The sequence below is a fragment of the Gracilimonas sp. B-17 genome (assembly GCF_056857935.1).
The window spans coordinates 84,032-99,361 of sequence record NZ_JBSXOA010000011.1 but is presented as its reverse complement, the minus strand read 5'-3'; the positions used below and the strand labels follow the sequence as shown (position 1 = coordinate 99,361).

Here is a 15,330-nt window from a genome sequence, read left to right as displayed (position 1 = left end):
AAACAAATAAATGGTATATGACTGACGTAGGTCAAATAGAACGAAACACACAAAACCGAATCGTTAAGCTATTTGCAGACCGGTTGCGATATGAGTACTTCGGGGACTGGCAAGATCGTGTAGGAAATACCAATGTAGAAGAAGCTTATCTTCGATCGTTTCTGGATAAACAGGGATACAAGCCTAAGGTCATTGACAAAGCTTTATATGAGCTGACTAAGGCAGCGGGTATTCAAACAGAAGATCTCTATGACAGCAACAAGGCCGTTTATCACATGCTTCGTTATGGGGTAAGCGTGAAAGCCACAGCTGGAGAAAACAGTGAAACCGTTCACTTTATAGACTGGAAAGAGGTTTCCAATAATCACTTTGCAGTAGCCGAGGAGGTGTCGGTCAGGGGACAGAACAATAAACGTCCGGACATTGTCCTGTATATCAACGGCATAGCTATTGGTGTCATTGAACTAAAGCGATCAAAGGTCTCCGTTGGTGAAGGTATTCGGCAAAATCTGGATAACCAACGGGATGATTTCATCAAGCCGTTTTATAACACTATGCAGTTGGTTATGGCCGGTAACGACTCCGCCGGTTTGCGCTACGGTACTACGCTAACACCGGAAGAGTACTATCTGACCTGGAAAGAAAAGACCGATGAAGAGTTTGAGTATGTACTGGATAAGCACATCGTGCAAGTATGCGAGAAGAGCCGGCTGATTGAGCTGATGTATGATTTCATCTTGTTTGATGGCGGCAATAAGATCGTATGCCGCCCTCATCAGTATTTTGGTGTGAGGGCTGCCAGGGAAAGCGTACGCCAACATAAAGATGGAATCATCTGGCATACACAAGGAAGCGGAAAAAGCCTTACGATGGTATGGCTGGCCCAATGGATACGGGAGAATGTGAACGACTCTCGAGTAGTGGTTATCACAGACCGTACGGAATTAGACTCACAGATCACCCGCGTATTTAATGAGGCTGAAGAACCGATGCAGAGAGCAACCTCAGGTTCTGATCTGATAGAGAAGCTAAACAAACATGAGATTCCTCTCATCTCCTCACTGGTACATAAATTTGGCATGCGTGATGGAGATGGTTTTGAGGACTATGTGAACGATATAGAGAAGCACCTCCCCAAGAACTTCAAAGCCAAGGGGGATATCTACGTGTTTGTGGATGAATGCCACCGCACTCAATCTGGCAAGCTGCATAACGCCATGAAGGCCATCCTTCCTGATGCCATGTTTATTGGTTATACCGGCACTCCCCTGCTCAAAAGAGATAAAGCTACCAGCCTTGAGACCTTTGGCCCCTACATCCATACCTATAAGTTTGATGAAGCTGTGGCAGACAAGGTCGTTCTGGACCTGAGGTATGAGGCCAGGGATATCGATCAGCATATTACCGATCAGGACAGTATAGATGAATGGTTTGAATCGAACACTCGTGGGCTAAATGATCTGGCTAAGATAGAGCTGAAGAAGCGCTGGGGTACCATGAAGCAAGTGCTTAGTTCTAAAGACCGCCTCAGTAAGATCGTGACGGATGTGTTCAAAGATTTTCAAACGATACCGCGCCTTAAAAGCGGGCAAGGTAATGCAATGCTTGTGGCTTCTTCGGTATTGGAGGCTTGTAAATACTACGAACTGTTTCAGTCTACCGATCTGAGGGGGCACTGTGCGGTGGTAACCTCCTACCAGCCAAACCCTAACGATATTAAAGGAGAGGAGACCGGCGCCGGGGAAACCGAAGAGCAACTCAAGTACCGAATCTATACCGACATGCTGGGCGGGCAGAAGACCGAAGAGTTCGAAACCGAAGCCAAGCGTAAATTCATTAAAGAACCAGCGCGGATGAAGCTGCTAATTGTAGTAGATAAACTCCTGACGGGCTTTGATGCACCTCCGGCAACCTACCTGTACATCGACAAGTCCATGCAGGATCACGGGCTGTTTCAGGCCATTTGTAGGGTTAACCGAATAGGTGATGAGAGTAAGGAATATGGGTACATCATTGACTACAAGGATCTGTTCAAAAGCCTGGAGGAATCCATAAGTACCTACACCAGCGGAGCCTTTGAAGGCTACGATAAGGATGATGTAGAAGGCCTTCTTAAAGACCGCTTCGAGCAAGCTAAAGACCGCCTTGATGACAACCTTGATAAAGTAGTGGCACTCTGCGAACCGGTTCATCCCAGAACCCAGAAAGAATTTTTTAAGTTCTTCGGTACTGAAACAGCAGACAAAACCGAAGAACAAATTAAAGCGGATGAGGAACGCAGGGTTAGCTTTTATAAAATGGTGTCTTCATTGGTTCGGGCCTATGCCGATATCGCTAATGAAATGAAAAAGGCAGGTTACAGCGAAGAAGAAGCTACTGACATCAAGTATCAGGTTAAGTTTTATTCAGACCTGAAAGAAGATGTTAAGCAAGCGAGTGGGGATTACATCGACCTGAAGATGTACGAGCCGGGCATGCGAAACCTTATCGACATGTACATTGACGCCGAACACAGCCGAAAGGTGTCTGCCTTGGATGATTTCACATTGGTTGACTTGATTGTAGATAGAGGGTTAGACGCACTGGATGATGTTCTTTCAGATGACATCAAAAAAGATAAGGATGCCATGGCAGAGACCATCGAGAACAATATCCGTAAGGTCATAATTGAAGAAAGGCCCGGTAACCCTAAGTACTATGAGAAGATGTCGGAGCTGCTTGAGGAATTGATCGAGCAGCGCAAGAAAGCAGCAGAGGATTACGCTAAGTACCTTGAAAAGCTTGCCGAGTTGGCCCGCAAGGTGAAGCGAATGGACGGTCAGGACAAGTACCCGCAGAAGGTTCGTTCAGAAGCTCAGAAAGCCCTGTATGATAACCTCGACAATAACGTGGAGCTCACCCTTACCATTGATGAGACCGTGCGGTACACGGCTAAAGATGGGTGGAGAGAAAACACCATCAAAGAACGTCAGGTAGCAAATGCCATTAAAAGGAACCTGCCTGAAGAAGTAGATCTAAGTTTGGTTATGGAGGTAGTGAAGAATCAACGTGAATACTGAGCAGTATCATATCGAAGTATCTGGCATAGATGTGGATGTAATCAAGAAGGACATTAAGAACATTCATCTGGCCGTCTATCCGCCAACGGGAAGAGTACGCCTGTCCTCACCTCTGACTATGAAACGGGAGTCACTCAGGCTGTTTGTCATCTCCAAGTTGGGATGGATTAAGAAGCATATCCGCAACATGAACTCCCAGATTCGTGAGCCTGAACGGCAGTATGTGCAGAGGGAAAGTCACTGGGTAGAAGGTCAACGGTATTTGCTAAACATCATAGAAGTAGAAGCATCACCTAAAGTAGAAATTCGGAATAAGAAGTACATTGACCTATACGTCCTTCCTGGTAGCAATAAAGCCAAGAAAGAAGAGGTCATGCGAGAGTGGTACAGAGATCGTATGAAAGCACAGATCCCTGAGCTCATATCTAAATGGGAAAACAAGCTTGGAGTACAAGTTAATGATTGGGGAGTAAAGCTCATGAAAACCAAGTGGGGCTCCTGCAGCATTGACAACCGGCGCATCTGGCTCAACCTGGAACTCGCCAAAAAACCCAAACACTGCCTCGATTATGTGGTTCTCCACGAGATGGTACACCTCAAGGAACGCCACCATAATGATCGCTTCAAAGCCCTGTTAGATAAGCACCTCCCCGGCTGGCAAAACGTGAGGGAGGAATTGAATGAGGTGGTTTATTGAGGATTATACTATGAAAGTATGCCCCACGGAGGTTCATATTAGAATTTAATTTACAGTATTAACTAATTTAGAATGTACTATTTCAATGAACTTAAAGAGCCTGAAAATGATCCGGAAGGTAGAGAAAGAACCTATCAAAGGGTAAAAGAGTATGAAAGAAATATCTATTCTGCCAAAAGAACCAGAGGACCATTGGCATACTTTTTATTTTTCCCTTTCATATTAATAGTGGTCTTTACTATTGATAGCAGAGATATAAGTTTTTTGGATGTTTTTATTTGGTATGTAGTTATAGTTTTTGTCGGTGAAAGAGTATTGTATTTTTACCTAAAGCCAAAGGTTAAACCAACTGAAGAGATGTTCTCTATTGCTGAGGAGGTTGAAGAGGAAAAAAGAAAGCTTAATAAAATTAAAGCCGAAAAGAGGAGGAGGGAACGAGAGAGGCATAATAGATTTTTAGAATCGGAATTGGAAGAATTAGTCAGTTTAGAAAAGAAAGCCTCTGATAATATTCAGGAAATCAAAAAATTGAAAGAAAGAGAAAAAGCTTCAATACGAACAAGCTTACAGCAGTTGAAGCAAATGAACCCTTATAAATTTGAAAATTACGTTGGTGAAATCTATAAAAAACTTGGATATGAAATTTTTCAAACGAAATTTTCAGGAGACCAAGGTGTTGATCTTAAATTAATTAAGAATAAGACGACTTATCTTGTTCAATGTAAAAGATACAAAGGTACAATAAGTGTCAATCAATTAAGAGGATTTTTAGGCACCTTATCATTTCACAAAGTTAAAAAAGGCAAGTTTGTTACGACAGGAAGTTTTAGCAAAGGATGTCTTGAATTTGAAAATTATGACATTGAATTAATTGATGGAGCGGAGTTAATGAGAATGTCGAATAAATTATTAGAAGGCAGTGACAAGTATGTAGAAATTGTGAAAAGGATTGAAGACTTAACTGAAAGCACTACAGAGTTACTTCTCGGTTTTTTTGAGAGTAGAGCCTTTGTAAAATCAGATACTCTGGAAGAAATGTTTAGTGAGTATAAGTCAGAAATTGAAAATAGAGCAGAAAAATCAACACAAAATAACTATAGCATACTATATAGACTATCGATGATCATGAATCAATTGAAATACCTGAGAGATTAAATCCATTACTATTCAGAATGGGATTACTTTATATAGTAATAGCTCTTATCACATTAGTTCAATAGCTGCTCCTTTTCTTTGTCTAAAAGATCTCAGCTAATCCTCTTTCTTTAACTCAAACCCAATTCCAGTTGAATATCATGTTTCTCACTTACCACTTTATTCAAATTGTCTGAGAGCATCTCCGCTGTTCTCTTCAAGTGTACCCTATCCGCTTTCGGTGGTTTGCGTGAGGATTTGGTCTGATTTTTCTGTCTATCCCTCTCCATCATTACTCTATTTAGATTATCCACCAACATCTGTGCGATTCGTTCTGCTCGTAACCTGTGTTCTTTGGCTTCCTTGAAATCTATTGCTCTCTTTTTATTTGTATCATATTCCGTGACGATATGATTTTGGTTATGTACCAATCCCTGAGGCGTTATTTTAATACTCGTTTTTAATACTTTTGATTGTTGGCTTGAGAGTTTGTCACCCTTCTCTGAATTGTTGTTCATGCTATCCCCTTACTGGTATTAATTAGACCCATTCAATAATTAAAATAACTAAGATCTATAACTATTATTAGGGCAATTCTTACAACTTATTTCAACTAAATAGGTCTTAGAATCCTAATTAAGCCTATTTCTCTTCCTTATCCTTAGCCATTATGATAGCGTTGATTTGCTGGTAAAATGACCCATCATTATTTGTTTCTTTTACCTGGTCTCCTTTTTCGTAGTAGCCACCTGTTTCTTTTGCTGCCTGTTCCAATATTTGCTGAGCTAATACTATGTTACCCGTTGATTTTGCCTTGTCATAATTACTCTGCATTTCATGCAATCTATAAGCCCTATGAAATAAGGGTACTTTAGAGGCATCCTTTAAATACTTTCTACGGGTTGAATAGAACATATGTATCCATTTCTCAGAAAGTCTCGTTGCTTGAATATTTTCCGGGTTATAGTATGAAACCTGAGACGGTGTAACCTCCTTTTGAAATTCATCGTTAAAAGACTCAATAACCTCAGAAGGGCCTTTAAAAGTCGCTAATTCTCTTATAATAAATTCTTTATGCTGGGTTTTTAAACGTGCCATAATTTGATAATTAAATGAGCGTAAATAGATACATTGGATTTATTCTGTAATTAGTTACTGCCTATTCATTTTGTTCAGTTTTGATCTTTAATATCTATATACGCTTGTTGAATGAAGGTTTGTTCATCGAGATTATTTAAGTTTCTTGATCCACCATCAGGTTCAACAACTCCGGCCTTATTTAATACAATCTCTACTGCTTTCAACTTGTGCGATAAATTCTGCTTCACTTCATTGGTATCCATCATCATTATCCCAAATAAAATATCTAAAGCATTATCCACCTCAGATAATAAACGCCCTTCTGCATAGGTGAGCATACATCGCCGGTTGGCAATATGATCATCATAGAATCGAGCCCTTTCAACCCAGCTATACTGAGTACTCCAGTTTTCCAACTGACGAATATAGCTCTTCCTCTTATCCATTTTCTTTCGAACCTTCTCAAGTGACCTTTTTTCACCCAAATTAAGGTACTCCGTAAAAAACTTGTAAGAGAGTGATGTTTCACCTTTAAGACGTAGCCAGGGGTATTTTTCTTTCTTCATATGGGTATTAGTTTTAACTCAGTTTAATAAATGATGGGAATTTTTTTCGTCTCTGTTGCCATAGGTATACCTTAGGTTTACCGTGGGATTAATCATCATTTTTTTAAACCTTATAAACCAAACAGTCACTCCAATTGAAAGTTTTTACCAACAACTACCACCGGTAGTATTGGATTGGTATTTATGCTTTCGCAGCTTCCTATTTTTTAGGACCATCTTTGGATAAATAAGATTAGGAAGTTGAGCATATACCTTGCCACTTCTAACCAATAATTGTTCTACTCTTATATTGGTAGGGTTGGGGTTACCAAGTAATGATAGCTTCAAATAACCACTATGATTTTGTCTTACATGTTTAACATCCAAGGGAGTTAGATTTACGACCTGTTGGATATTTTCATCCATGTTGATGTATCGATATTTTTCAGCTAACTTTCTATATGTAAAGGCTGTTTTCTGTGAGACATTCAAAGCTTCTTCTATGAATGAAAGGGAAACAGGGTGCGGGGTGCGCACGGAGCGCCGGTTTATTCGCTCTGTTCCCGTACCACTGTTTCCTGAATTACAAACACTTGAAAGAAATGAACCAATAAAGAATGCTTTAATGTTCTTTAAATCCTCTTCAAACAATAAGCTACTTTTTGAATAACGCCACCCTTCCATATGATGTATATAGTTTAGGGATCTGAAAAACAGCCAGCCATTTTTTGAGTCTTTACCCATCCAATTTTTTTCCAATAGCCATTTGACCTTACTATAAACAGTTCTGCTTGAGACACCACATTTAATTGAAATTGTCTCATAGGGTTTATCATTGATTCTAATTTTACCTGGCCAAAAATAAATCCCAAATAGATATATTTGGGATGCTCCTACCCTACGTTCTCGTAATGCATATTCTGACAACTCGACTGGAACTTTTAAATAGCTTGATCGCATAGTAAGGCCTTGCTTTTAATACTTTTGCAGTTGATTAATAGATTAGTAAGTATTAGATACTCTAAATTGAATTATAGCTCTTGCACTAAAACACCAGTTATCAACAAGTTGTGTTTTAATGAAAAGATTTAATCATCAGCATTATGTTGGGGCTCTTTTAACGACTCTATCCAGTCTTCAACATCAGTTTCTCTAAACCCGATAGCTTGTTTACTAATTCTTACTTTAGGGGGGAAATCAGGCTTTTTCATTCTACGATATAAAGTCGCTTCAGATACGCCTAAAATGTCTTGTAAATCTTTGGGTCTTATTAGTTTTTCCATAGTTCTTGCAGTTATTTTAATTAGCATTTAACTGCAATCAGTTTATATAAAACCCAAACTTGACAAAAAAAGGACAGATTTAAATTTGACTTAAAATTGGTTTAAAAATATAGAACTTGGATATTCACTGAGCATTTGGAAACTGACTTAGTAACTCATCAAACTCATTCATCCAACTATAAAGAGTAGGGGTTGAGACCTCAGTTATTGCAATCTCATTTATAAAATCAGCACGCATCCATGTCGGGTTAATTAGCTTTAACCTGTAGTATTCATTTAAAAATTTTGGCACTAAATCAGACCGAGTCTTATTTCTTGCAACTAATCTTATCAATCTATCGATATGCGCTTTTGAACTTTTAGGAAGCAGTGGCCTAACAATGCCTTGTTTTTTGTTATGGTTGTAACTCCCTGTTACCTCATGCCATTCTGGAATTGTTAAATTCTCCCCTTTATCCATTGAATCTATTGAATAACATCTGATGACATCAGAAATTATTAACCCCTTAAAACATAGATCCGTAATTCTCTTTAATTGCTCTCTTAGTAACGCTATGATTGCATATTCCTCTGGATAATTCAAGATATCATCCAAAAAATATTCTAAATCATTTTTAAACCTTTCTTTTATAAGCGGTTTAATTTCTCCAATAAACACACTGGCTAAGAGCTTATCCGAATTTTTTGAACTCTCTCCTTCAATAAAACCTTTTTCATCTACTATTCCATACAGTTTTTCAGCTCTACTAAAGTAAAGTGGAAATTGCCTGTACTGTAGTTCATCTATTACATTCATCAAGTAAGAATCTGTATTAGCTAAAGACTTTAAAGTTAGTAATCTAAATAATGTCCAATAACTTCCTTGATAATCATCTATCGAATCATAGCCTTTTTCCTTTGCTACTAATTTTAGTCTCTCTGTTTTAGAATGAAAATACCAATCCTCACCTAATCCAATTGTAAATGAGTTTTCAAAAAAGGGTGTTCTTATAAAATCAGCCCTTCTACCTCTTTGAAAAACAAAAGATTTATAATTGTCTCTCAATTTTTCCAAGTCTTTCACTAATACAAAATCTTCCATCTAAGATGTCCACATTTTAAGAGCTTTTCTTAACAAGGTTTAGCGATGAAGTAAGTTCACTTAGGTATCCAGCCCAAACCTTTAAAGCATTGGTTTTCTGTTTAGTCATTGTTGTATTGATGTACCGAGATGTAATCGCATTACTTGCAGATAGGCCTTTGTGGTTAAGCACCTTTCCAACTATGATAAATTCAATTCCCAATTCAATCATTTTAGTTGCTACTATGTGCCTCAGGTCATGGATCCTAAAATCATTCAACATGGTCCTGTCTCTGATCCTGCCTATTACGTTCCCAAATTCCGATAAATGCCCGGTATTGTCTCGCTGTGATGCAAACACGTATTCACTGCTATCATTAATCACTTTCATCTTTTTGAGTAGCTCTAAAGCTAAATTTGATAGCGGTACTTCATGTGCGGAACTATTTTTGGTATCTGCCTGGGGGATTCTCCAAATACCGTTATGAATATCACTCCATTTCATTTTTGATGTTTCCCCAAGTCTTTGCCCGGTATAAAGAAGCATCTTTAAAAGGCTTTGCATCGGTTCCCATTCTTGTTCAATAGCTTTCCAGATAGCTTTGATATTGTCATCTGTGTAATTTACATCCCGTGGTTTCTCATCCGTAAGTTTATCCATCCCCTTCAATGGGTTTTTATTGATATGGCCATCTTCAATAGCTTCATTGAATACCTTTGACAAAATAGCCTGTAAGCGGTTAGCATTGGTGGGATGACTCTTTGCTTCAATTTTTAGAAATGAACGTATATCGGGGCGATCAATGTCCTTCAAAGGAATTTGTGATAACTTATCATTGCATACCTTGTTCAGTCTGGACTTGTAGGTCTTTTGTGTAGATGCTTTTAGTTTACGTTCTACATAGTCGTTTTTAAAACGCTCAATGTATTCTCCTAACGTGATCGGTTTTTCATTCCGGTTCTTTTGGCGTTGTGCTATCGGGTCTTTCCCTTCATCTAAGGTTTTGCGGTACTTTTTGGCAATATCTCTGGCCTCTGCTAAAGAGTAGCTTCCGAAAGTACCTATCGTGCGCTGTTTAGACTGTCCATCGTACCAATACCGGAACGCAAAACTTTTATGTCCGGTCGGGGTTACTCTCAATATCATTCCAGATTCTACTTTATCGTAAATCTCGATTCTCTTTTCCGGCGCCGGGAAGTCTCGAATGAAAGCGTGGGTTAGTGTTTTCTTATCTGCCATTGGACTAAAATCTAATCTCGGTTACAATGTGGTTACAAGGGAATTTTGAGTACCTTTGAAAGTAGTCGATTGTAATGTAACCCAAAAACCACTGTTTAGCAATGATTTAGGTGTGTTATCGATTGGAGTTGAAAACAGTCGATTATTGTAGTTTTTGGACTTAAAATCCAATGGGTATTAAAATGCCCGTATCGGTTCGAGTCCGATCAGCGGTACTTAAAAGCCTGCTAATTTAATTAGCAGGCTTTTATTTTATGCATAATACCTACTTTGGCTAACTATTTATATTTTATGCATTAAATTTTCACGGATTTTTATTCCTATAAAATTTCCTTTAATATCTTTTCATGGTATTATTAGGCACTTAAATGCTTACAGCTTTTGAATTAATCGAATAAGATGGATAATAAACAGAATAAAACAGTGATGATCGTGGAAGACGATCTAATTCTGAATCTTCTGTATGAGAGCTATTTGGAAAAACTGGGTTATGATGCTGAAGGGGAACTCGTGTATGGGAAAACAGCCATTGAAGTTGCTCAAAAGATCAAACCGGATCTCATTTTGATGGATATCTCACTTGAAGGGGAAATTGATGGTATTACCGCTATGGAGGAGATCCGTAAATTTTCGGATGTTCCCGTCATCTATATTACCGGAAATTCGGATCCTCATCATGTGCAGCGGGCCAAAGAAACCAATTACCTCGACTACCTTGTGAAGCCTATTGAATTCAATGACCTGAAAGAATCTATTGAAAGAAACATCGATAAGATCGAAAAGTAGATCACGGCATGATCAACAATGAATTTAAACCCTTCAGCTGAAGGGTTTTTTTATGTATGGGATTTTACCAATTTTGAGTTCATTCAATGAACCAACTTGGTATATTCATTATCAGAATTTTGCCATATAAATACTCAGAGACATGAAAATATTAGGTAACAGGGCATTTCGGTGGACATTACTGATGACCGGCTTGTTTGCGATCATCGCACTCACGACCATGAATGTACTTTCCCTTTATGACCTCAGAAACAGCATGGTGGAGGGAGAGGAAGAGAGACGGATCGATCAGCTTGATGAGATCAATGATTCTATCCGTAATCAGATCATAGATCCACTCAGAGGCATTTCTTCCATTGAGCTTGAAACCATTGAAGCCTCAATTGAGCACTCAGGGCAGCTTCCTGATAATATCAATGAGGTGCTGGCCCGGTCAGCAGCCAGTCCTTTCTTTACGGACATCTATTTTTCACCGGATGGGACAGACCCTTGTGTTGATGGCACCCAGATCTACCGCTACGATCCGGTTAATAATCAGATCGTACCAACCGTTCAATATCCTAAACTGGTTTGCGATGGTGCCGGTATCGCCCGTACCAAAACCAAGATCCAGCTCAACGATTTCAACTATCGGTGGAATAATAACTTTGAATTCGACACCCACCGCAGTTTGAACCTGGGACTGATCAACCTGAATGAGAATAGCCTGATCGGCATCTTAACACTGATCCTGGACGAACAATATATCATTGAGGAGGTATTCCCCCCGTTTTTGGATAACTATTTCGGTGACAGTGATGAGACCGGCGTGGTAGTTTGGGTACGCGATTGGGCCGATGATAAGGTACTGGCAACCAATGATACTACTATTGCATATAATTTTGATATGGTAGATCACAGAATGCGATTCTCAGGTTCCGGTTTTTTTGATAACTGGAACATGAATCTGGCTTTTTTGGAATCACCTGTGTCCAATGCCTATAATGCTACTTTGGTCAAAAACCTATTTGTGCTCGGATTTGCTATGCTGTTTCTGACCGGTTCACTTATCTTTATGTTTGTTACCGCGCAGCGTGAACGGCAACTTGCCCAGACCCAGGCCAACTTTCTGGCCAACGTGACTCATGAGTTAAAGACCCCCCTTGCCGTCATGCAGGCTGCCGGTGAAAATATTTCGGATGGAAGAGTGACGGAACCGAAACGTCTCAAACAATATGGCGATCACATCTATAATGAATCCATTCGCTTAAAAGGTATGATCGAGAAGCTTCTGGATGTAGCCCGGGTTGATTCCGGTCAAAACCTTATCAAGGCGGCTCCTTATCGCATTCATGAATTGGTGAAGTCGTACCTCGAGGAAAACAGGCCATACATTGAGAAAAAAGGATTTGAAGTGAAGTTCACCTCCGGTGATGAGGAAGCATTTGCCACCGTTGACAAAGACAGCATTGAGACCATTCTTAGTAATCTGACTGAGAATGCGATGAAGTATAGTAAGGACGACAAATATATTGAATATCAGATCTCTTCTAATGATAGATCCGTATTTCTCAGTATTACGGATCATGGCGTAGGTATTCCAAAACGAGAACAGAAGAATATTTTCAAAAAATTCTATCGTGTTGAAGATTCAGACACCACCAGTTCTAAGATCAAAGGACATGGGCTGGGCCTCAGTATCGTTAAGAATATGGTAGAGCTGAATGATGGAACTATAAATGTAAAAAGTAATCCCGGTCAGGGAACAACATTTATTGTCAGATTTCCTAAATTGAACCAAGAAAGTGGTCAGTCTCCTACTTCATTAGATGGCAATGATCAAACTTCAGATAATGATAATCTAAAACAGCACACTGAATATGTCGGATAAACGTATGAAAATTCTTGTAGTAGAGGATGAACCCAGCCTCATTTTCACCCTTCGCGATACATTGGAGAGTGAAGGCTACGATGTTGTAGTCAGTGAAGAAGGAACTCAGGCTATTGAAATGGTCAAAGAACACAAACCTGACCTGATGCTTCTTGACATCATGCTGCCCGGGAAAAGTGGTTACGACATCATGGAAGAGCTGAGAAAAGAAAAATACACCTTCCCGGTTATCATGCTGACGGCAAAAGATCAGGAACCTGATAAGGTCAAGGGACTGAGTCTTGGTGCCGACGATTATCTGACCAAGCCATTTGGCGTAAAGGAACTTCTGGCCCGGATCGAAGCCCGGCTGAGGCGGGCAGGAACCTATTCCACATCAGGAGAAGTTGATATTCTCCAACTGGGTGAGGTCAAGATCGACCTGATGGAAGGGATGGTATACCGGCCGGATGGTGAAGAGGTCGAACTCACATCCAGAGAAGTTGAACTGATCCGTTATTTGCTGAAAAGTGCTAACGAGCCGGTTTCACGGGATGAACTCCTCGAAAAAGTCTGGAGATACGAATTCAGTACCAATACCCGTACCGTTGATGTACACATATCCAAGCTGAGAGCCAAGATCGAGGTCCATCCCGATGATCCTCGCTATCTCATCACCTTACACGGTGTTGGATATATGCTCCGAAATAATTAACTGATCAATATCTGGATCGGTTCAGACCAACTGATCCATTTCTTTTTCAGTGGAAGCCTCGATGAATTTCACAAAATTACTCACCTGAGATTCAAGCAGGCTTTGAGTAAATTCATCCTTGATACCGGTTACCTCATCAAATTCCTTATTGACTCTCGCTATGAAAACCCGCTCCGGGAACTGCAGAGCATTTCTGTAATTGGCTATCATCTGAAACTGTTCTACTGAACGTAAGGCTCCAAAGGCTCCGTCCGCTTCACCAATAAATGCCATAGGCATTTTTTCAAATGCTTTTGGAAACGGCAGATAATCAATAAATACTTTAAGAACCCCCGGGAAACTACCATTGTATTCCGGGATCACAAAAACGAGACCATCCGCATTTATGATGGGCTCATTGAAAGCCTCGATCTCAGGAATATCTTTTCCATATTTTCCGCCAACCACCTTCTCCAACGGGAAATCCTTTAAACTGATCACATCTACATCTGCCCCCTCCTGCTCATACAGGTTTTTCACATAGTTCGATACTTTCAGGGCATTTGAATTAGGACGGTCGGTACTGCTTATTATTTTTAGATCCATTTAATTGTTGTATTCAGTTTTATTGCTTGCTTAAAATACCAATTCTTGCAAAGAATCATTCCAAATAAGAAATTTCAAATTGTTTTAGTTATAAAAGCGCTTTCATAAAATTGATGAAATTTTCAACGCTTATTCAATAAAATAGTTTAATTATTTATGTGTGTTAGCTATCTTGAAGTACAAGATTCAAATGAATTGAGATTAATAGATCCTATTATTGCGTAATTATTCCAATCGGTATCAAACAGAAAGTTGGTTAGGCTGCTTATATCTGTTGATACCGGTAACTCCAAAACAACAGGCGAAGGGCTGATCCTCTTCGCCTGTTTTATATTTATATAGGTAGTATTATTGGGTAAGATTCATTTATGATCATTTACTTGGTCATCCAGGGGCGCTTCCTATAACAAATATTTATATGAGATCACTTTATAAATTTTAACGCCTTCATTTTTGTTAAATATTTTACCATAATGAATAGAGACGCTTAATTTGAATAGAAAAACATGATCACATTCGTTTATTCTCAAATATTATCCATCATTACTTTTTTGCTCTTACAAATTCCCCGAAACATACCTAACCCCACTAAAAACGAACCATTGGTATTGGAAACACCATTTGATTATTTCCTGGTTATCGGTATGCCTTTACTAATAATTATCGGGTTCTTGTATTGGAGAAAAAGAAAGAAACGTGAAACCGGCGATCAATAAAATTTAAGATCTAAACCTTTGGTCATATGATCACTTTTAATGACGTAAAGATCGAATGCAATCAGGGAGATATTTCAAAACAAAAAGGTGTGACCGCTATTGTGAATGCTGCAAATGCACGGCTACAGACCGGGGGCGGAGTGGCAGGAGCTATCCACAATGCAGCCGGTCCAGGACTTGCGGAAGAATGCAAATCTATGGCACCCATAGAACCGGGTGAGGCTGTCATTTCAGGAGCTCATGATCTGCCAAATGAGTATGTCATACATTGCCTGGGTCCTGTTTATGGGCAGGATGAACCATCCGATCAGTTACTTGCTGACTGTTACAAAAATGCACTCGAACTGGCCGAAGAAAATTCAATTCCTACGGTAGCCTTTCCGGCTATTTCAACCGGAGTTTTTGGTTATCCTATGAGGGATGCTGCAGAAATTGCCTTTAGTACAGTCAAAATAGTCATTCCAAATCTGAATGCCGTTAAAGAGATACGGTTTGTTCTTTTCAGTGAAAGTGACTTGGAATTGCACCGTCAGGTTATGAACGAAGTTTTTGAAAAAGATTAAGCGTCGTTGGGAAAAATG

16 protein-coding genes are annotated in these 15,330 nt (G+C 39.5%); 8 read left to right on the top strand and 8 right to left on the bottom strand.

The features are described 5' to 3' along the window. The first annotated feature begins 17 nt into the window (after window positions 1-17). The 3 genes from AC13FX_RS05300 (at window position 18) to AC13FX_RS05290 (ending at window position 4,911) form a co-directional block, all read left to right on the top strand. Complete coding sequence (locus tag AC13FX_RS05300; RefSeq protein WP_482879463.1) at window positions 18-3,059, top strand: type I restriction endonuclease subunit R; 3,042 nt, start codon at window positions 18-20, stop codon at window positions 3,057-3,059. Beyond that, the gene (locus AC13FX_RS05295; protein ID WP_482879462.1) at window positions 3,049-3,756 is read left to right on the top strand and encodes a M48 family metallopeptidase; all 708 of its coding nucleotides are present in this window, start codon (window positions 3,049-3,051) and stop codon (window positions 3,754-3,756) included. Before AC13FX_RS05300 ends, AC13FX_RS05295 begins: the two co-directional genes overlap by 11 nt. A gap of 72 nt (window positions 3,757-3,828) precedes the next feature. Next, the gene (locus AC13FX_RS05290; RefSeq protein WP_482879461.1) at window positions 3,829-4,911 is read left to right on the top strand and encodes a restriction endonuclease; all 1,083 of its coding nucleotides are present in this window, start codon (window positions 3,829-3,831) and stop codon (window positions 4,909-4,911) included. A gap of 110 nt (window positions 4,912-5,021) precedes the next feature. On the opposite strand, the gene AC13FX_RS05285 is transcribed toward AC13FX_RS05290, so the two are convergent. The 7 genes from AC13FX_RS05285 to AC13FX_RS05255 form a co-directional block, all read right to left on the bottom strand. Next, complete coding sequence (locus AC13FX_RS05285; protein WP_482879460.1) at window positions 5,022-5,408, bottom strand: hypothetical protein; 387 nt, start codon at window positions 5,406-5,408, stop codon at window positions 5,022-5,024. 124 nt (window positions 5,409-5,532) lie between these two features. Further along, the gene (locus AC13FX_RS05280; protein WP_482879459.1) at window positions 5,533-5,988 is read right to left on the bottom strand and encodes a DUF2280 domain-containing protein; all 456 of its coding nucleotides are present in this window, start codon (window positions 5,986-5,988) and stop codon (window positions 5,533-5,535) included. Between the two features lie 74 nt (window positions 5,989-6,062). Then, complete coding sequence (locus tag AC13FX_RS05275; protein WP_482879458.1) at window positions 6,063-6,536, bottom strand: hypothetical protein; 474 nt, start codon at window positions 6,534-6,536, stop codon at window positions 6,063-6,065. 144 nt (window positions 6,537-6,680) lie between these two features. Continuing rightward, the gene (locus AC13FX_RS05270) at window positions 6,681-7,442 is read right to left on the bottom strand and encodes a hypothetical protein (RefSeq protein WP_482879457.1); all 762 of its coding nucleotides are present in this window, start codon (window positions 7,440-7,442) and stop codon (window positions 6,681-6,683) included. A gap of 161 nt (window positions 7,443-7,603) precedes the next feature. Continuing rightward, window positions 7,604-7,798, bottom strand: a complete 195-nt coding sequence (locus AC13FX_RS05265; RefSeq protein ID WP_482879456.1) for a helix-turn-helix transcriptional regulator — start codon at window positions 7,796-7,798, stop codon at window positions 7,604-7,606. A gap of 124 nt (window positions 7,799-7,922) precedes the next feature. Next, a complete protein-coding gene (locus tag AC13FX_RS05260) occupies window positions 7,923-8,879 on the bottom strand; it encodes a hypothetical protein (protein ID WP_482879454.1) in 957 nt (318 codons plus the stop codon). Between the two features lie 16 nt (window positions 8,880-8,895). Beyond that, window positions 8,896-10,098, bottom strand: coding sequence for a tyrosine-type recombinase/integrase (locus AC13FX_RS05255; RefSeq protein ID WP_482879452.1), 1,203 nt, complete (start codon window positions 10,096-10,098; stop codon window positions 8,896-8,898). A 399-nt stretch (window positions 10,099-10,497) separates the two neighbouring features. Between AC13FX_RS05255 and AC13FX_RS05250 the strand changes: the two genes are divergently transcribed. The 3 genes from AC13FX_RS05250 to AC13FX_RS05240 all read left to right on the top strand — a co-directional run bounded on the left by AC13FX_RS05250 (window position 10,498) and on the right by AC13FX_RS05240 (window position 13,448). Next, a complete protein-coding gene (locus tag AC13FX_RS05250; protein WP_232803005.1) occupies window positions 10,498-10,884 on the top strand; it encodes a response regulator in 387 nt (128 codons plus the stop codon). 142 nt (window positions 10,885-11,026) lie between these two features. Beyond that, window positions 11,027-12,754, top strand: coding sequence for a sensor histidine kinase (locus AC13FX_RS05245; protein ID WP_482879451.1), 1,728 nt, complete (start codon window positions 11,027-11,029; stop codon window positions 12,752-12,754). A 4-nt stretch (window positions 12,755-12,758) separates the two neighbouring features. Further along, the gene (locus AC13FX_RS05240; RefSeq protein ID WP_482879450.1) at window positions 12,759-13,448 is read left to right on the top strand and encodes a response regulator transcription factor; all 690 of its coding nucleotides are present in this window, start codon (window positions 12,759-12,761) and stop codon (window positions 13,446-13,448) included. A gap of 21 nt (window positions 13,449-13,469) precedes the next feature. On the opposite strand, the gene AC13FX_RS05235 is transcribed toward AC13FX_RS05240, so the two are convergent. Next, complete coding sequence (locus AC13FX_RS05235; RefSeq protein WP_482879449.1) at window positions 13,470-14,033, bottom strand: NADPH-dependent FMN reductase; 564 nt, start codon at window positions 14,031-14,033, stop codon at window positions 13,470-13,472. A 506-nt stretch (window positions 14,034-14,539) separates the two neighbouring features. On the opposite strand from AC13FX_RS05235, the gene AC13FX_RS05230 reads away from it, so the two are divergent. Together AC13FX_RS05230 and AC13FX_RS05225 are read left to right on the top strand one after the other, a co-directional pair. Continuing rightward, on the top strand, window positions 14,540-14,749 hold the full coding sequence (locus tag AC13FX_RS05230; RefSeq protein ID WP_482879448.1) for an LPXTG cell wall anchor domain-containing protein: 210 nt from the start codon (window positions 14,540-14,542) through the stop codon (window positions 14,747-14,749). A gap of 26 nt (window positions 14,750-14,775) precedes the next feature. Next, the gene (locus AC13FX_RS05225; protein ID WP_482879447.1) at window positions 14,776-15,312 is read left to right on the top strand and encodes a macro domain-containing protein; all 537 of its coding nucleotides are present in this window, start codon (window positions 14,776-14,778) and stop codon (window positions 15,310-15,312) included. Window positions 15,313-15,330: the final 18 nt, after the last annotated feature.

Coding starts and splice junctions, on each gene's coding strand:
- AC13FX_RS05300 (WP_482879463.1), top strand. CDS start 18: ATGACTGACGTAGGTCAAATAGAACGAAACACACAAAACCGAATCGTT.
- AC13FX_RS05290 (WP_482879461.1), top strand. CDS start 3,829: ATGTACTATTTCAATGAACTTAAAGAGCCTGAAAATGATCCGGAAGGT.
- AC13FX_RS05285 (WP_482879460.1), bottom strand. CDS start 5,408: ATGAACAACAATTCAGAGAAGGGTGACAAACTCTCAAGCCAACAATCA.
- AC13FX_RS05280 (WP_482879459.1), bottom strand. CDS start 5,988: ATGGCACGTTTAAAAACCCAGCATAAAGAATTTATTATAAGAGAATTA.
- AC13FX_RS05275 (WP_482879458.1), bottom strand. CDS start 6,536: ATGAAGAAAGAAAAATACCCCTGGCTACGTCTTAAAGGTGAAACATCA.
- AC13FX_RS05265 (WP_482879456.1), bottom strand. CDS start 7,798: ATGGAAAAACTAATAAGACCCAAAGATTTACAAGACATTTTAGGCGTA.
- AC13FX_RS05260 (WP_482879454.1), bottom strand. CDS start 8,879: ATGGAAGATTTTGTATTAGTGAAAGACTTGGAAAAATTGAGAGACAAT.
- AC13FX_RS05255 (WP_482879452.1), bottom strand. CDS start 10,098: ATGGCAGATAAGAAAACACTAACCCACGCTTTCATTCGAGACTTCCCG.
- AC13FX_RS05250 (WP_232803005.1), top strand. CDS start 10,498: ATGGATAATAAACAGAATAAAACAGTGATGATCGTGGAAGACGATCTA.
- AC13FX_RS05245 (WP_482879451.1), top strand. CDS start 11,027: ATGAAAATATTAGGTAACAGGGCATTTCGGTGGACATTACTGATGACC.
- AC13FX_RS05240 (WP_482879450.1), top strand. CDS start 12,759: ATGAAAATTCTTGTAGTAGAGGATGAACCCAGCCTCATTTTCACCCTT.
- AC13FX_RS05235 (WP_482879449.1), bottom strand. CDS start 14,033: ATGGATCTAAAAATAATAAGCAGTACCGACCGTCCTAATTCAAATGCC.
- AC13FX_RS05230 (WP_482879448.1), top strand. CDS start 14,540: ATGATCACATTCGTTTATTCTCAAATATTATCCATCATTACTTTTTTG.
- AC13FX_RS05225 (WP_482879447.1), top strand. CDS start 14,776: ATGATCACTTTTAATGACGTAAAGATCGAATGCAATCAGGGAGATATT.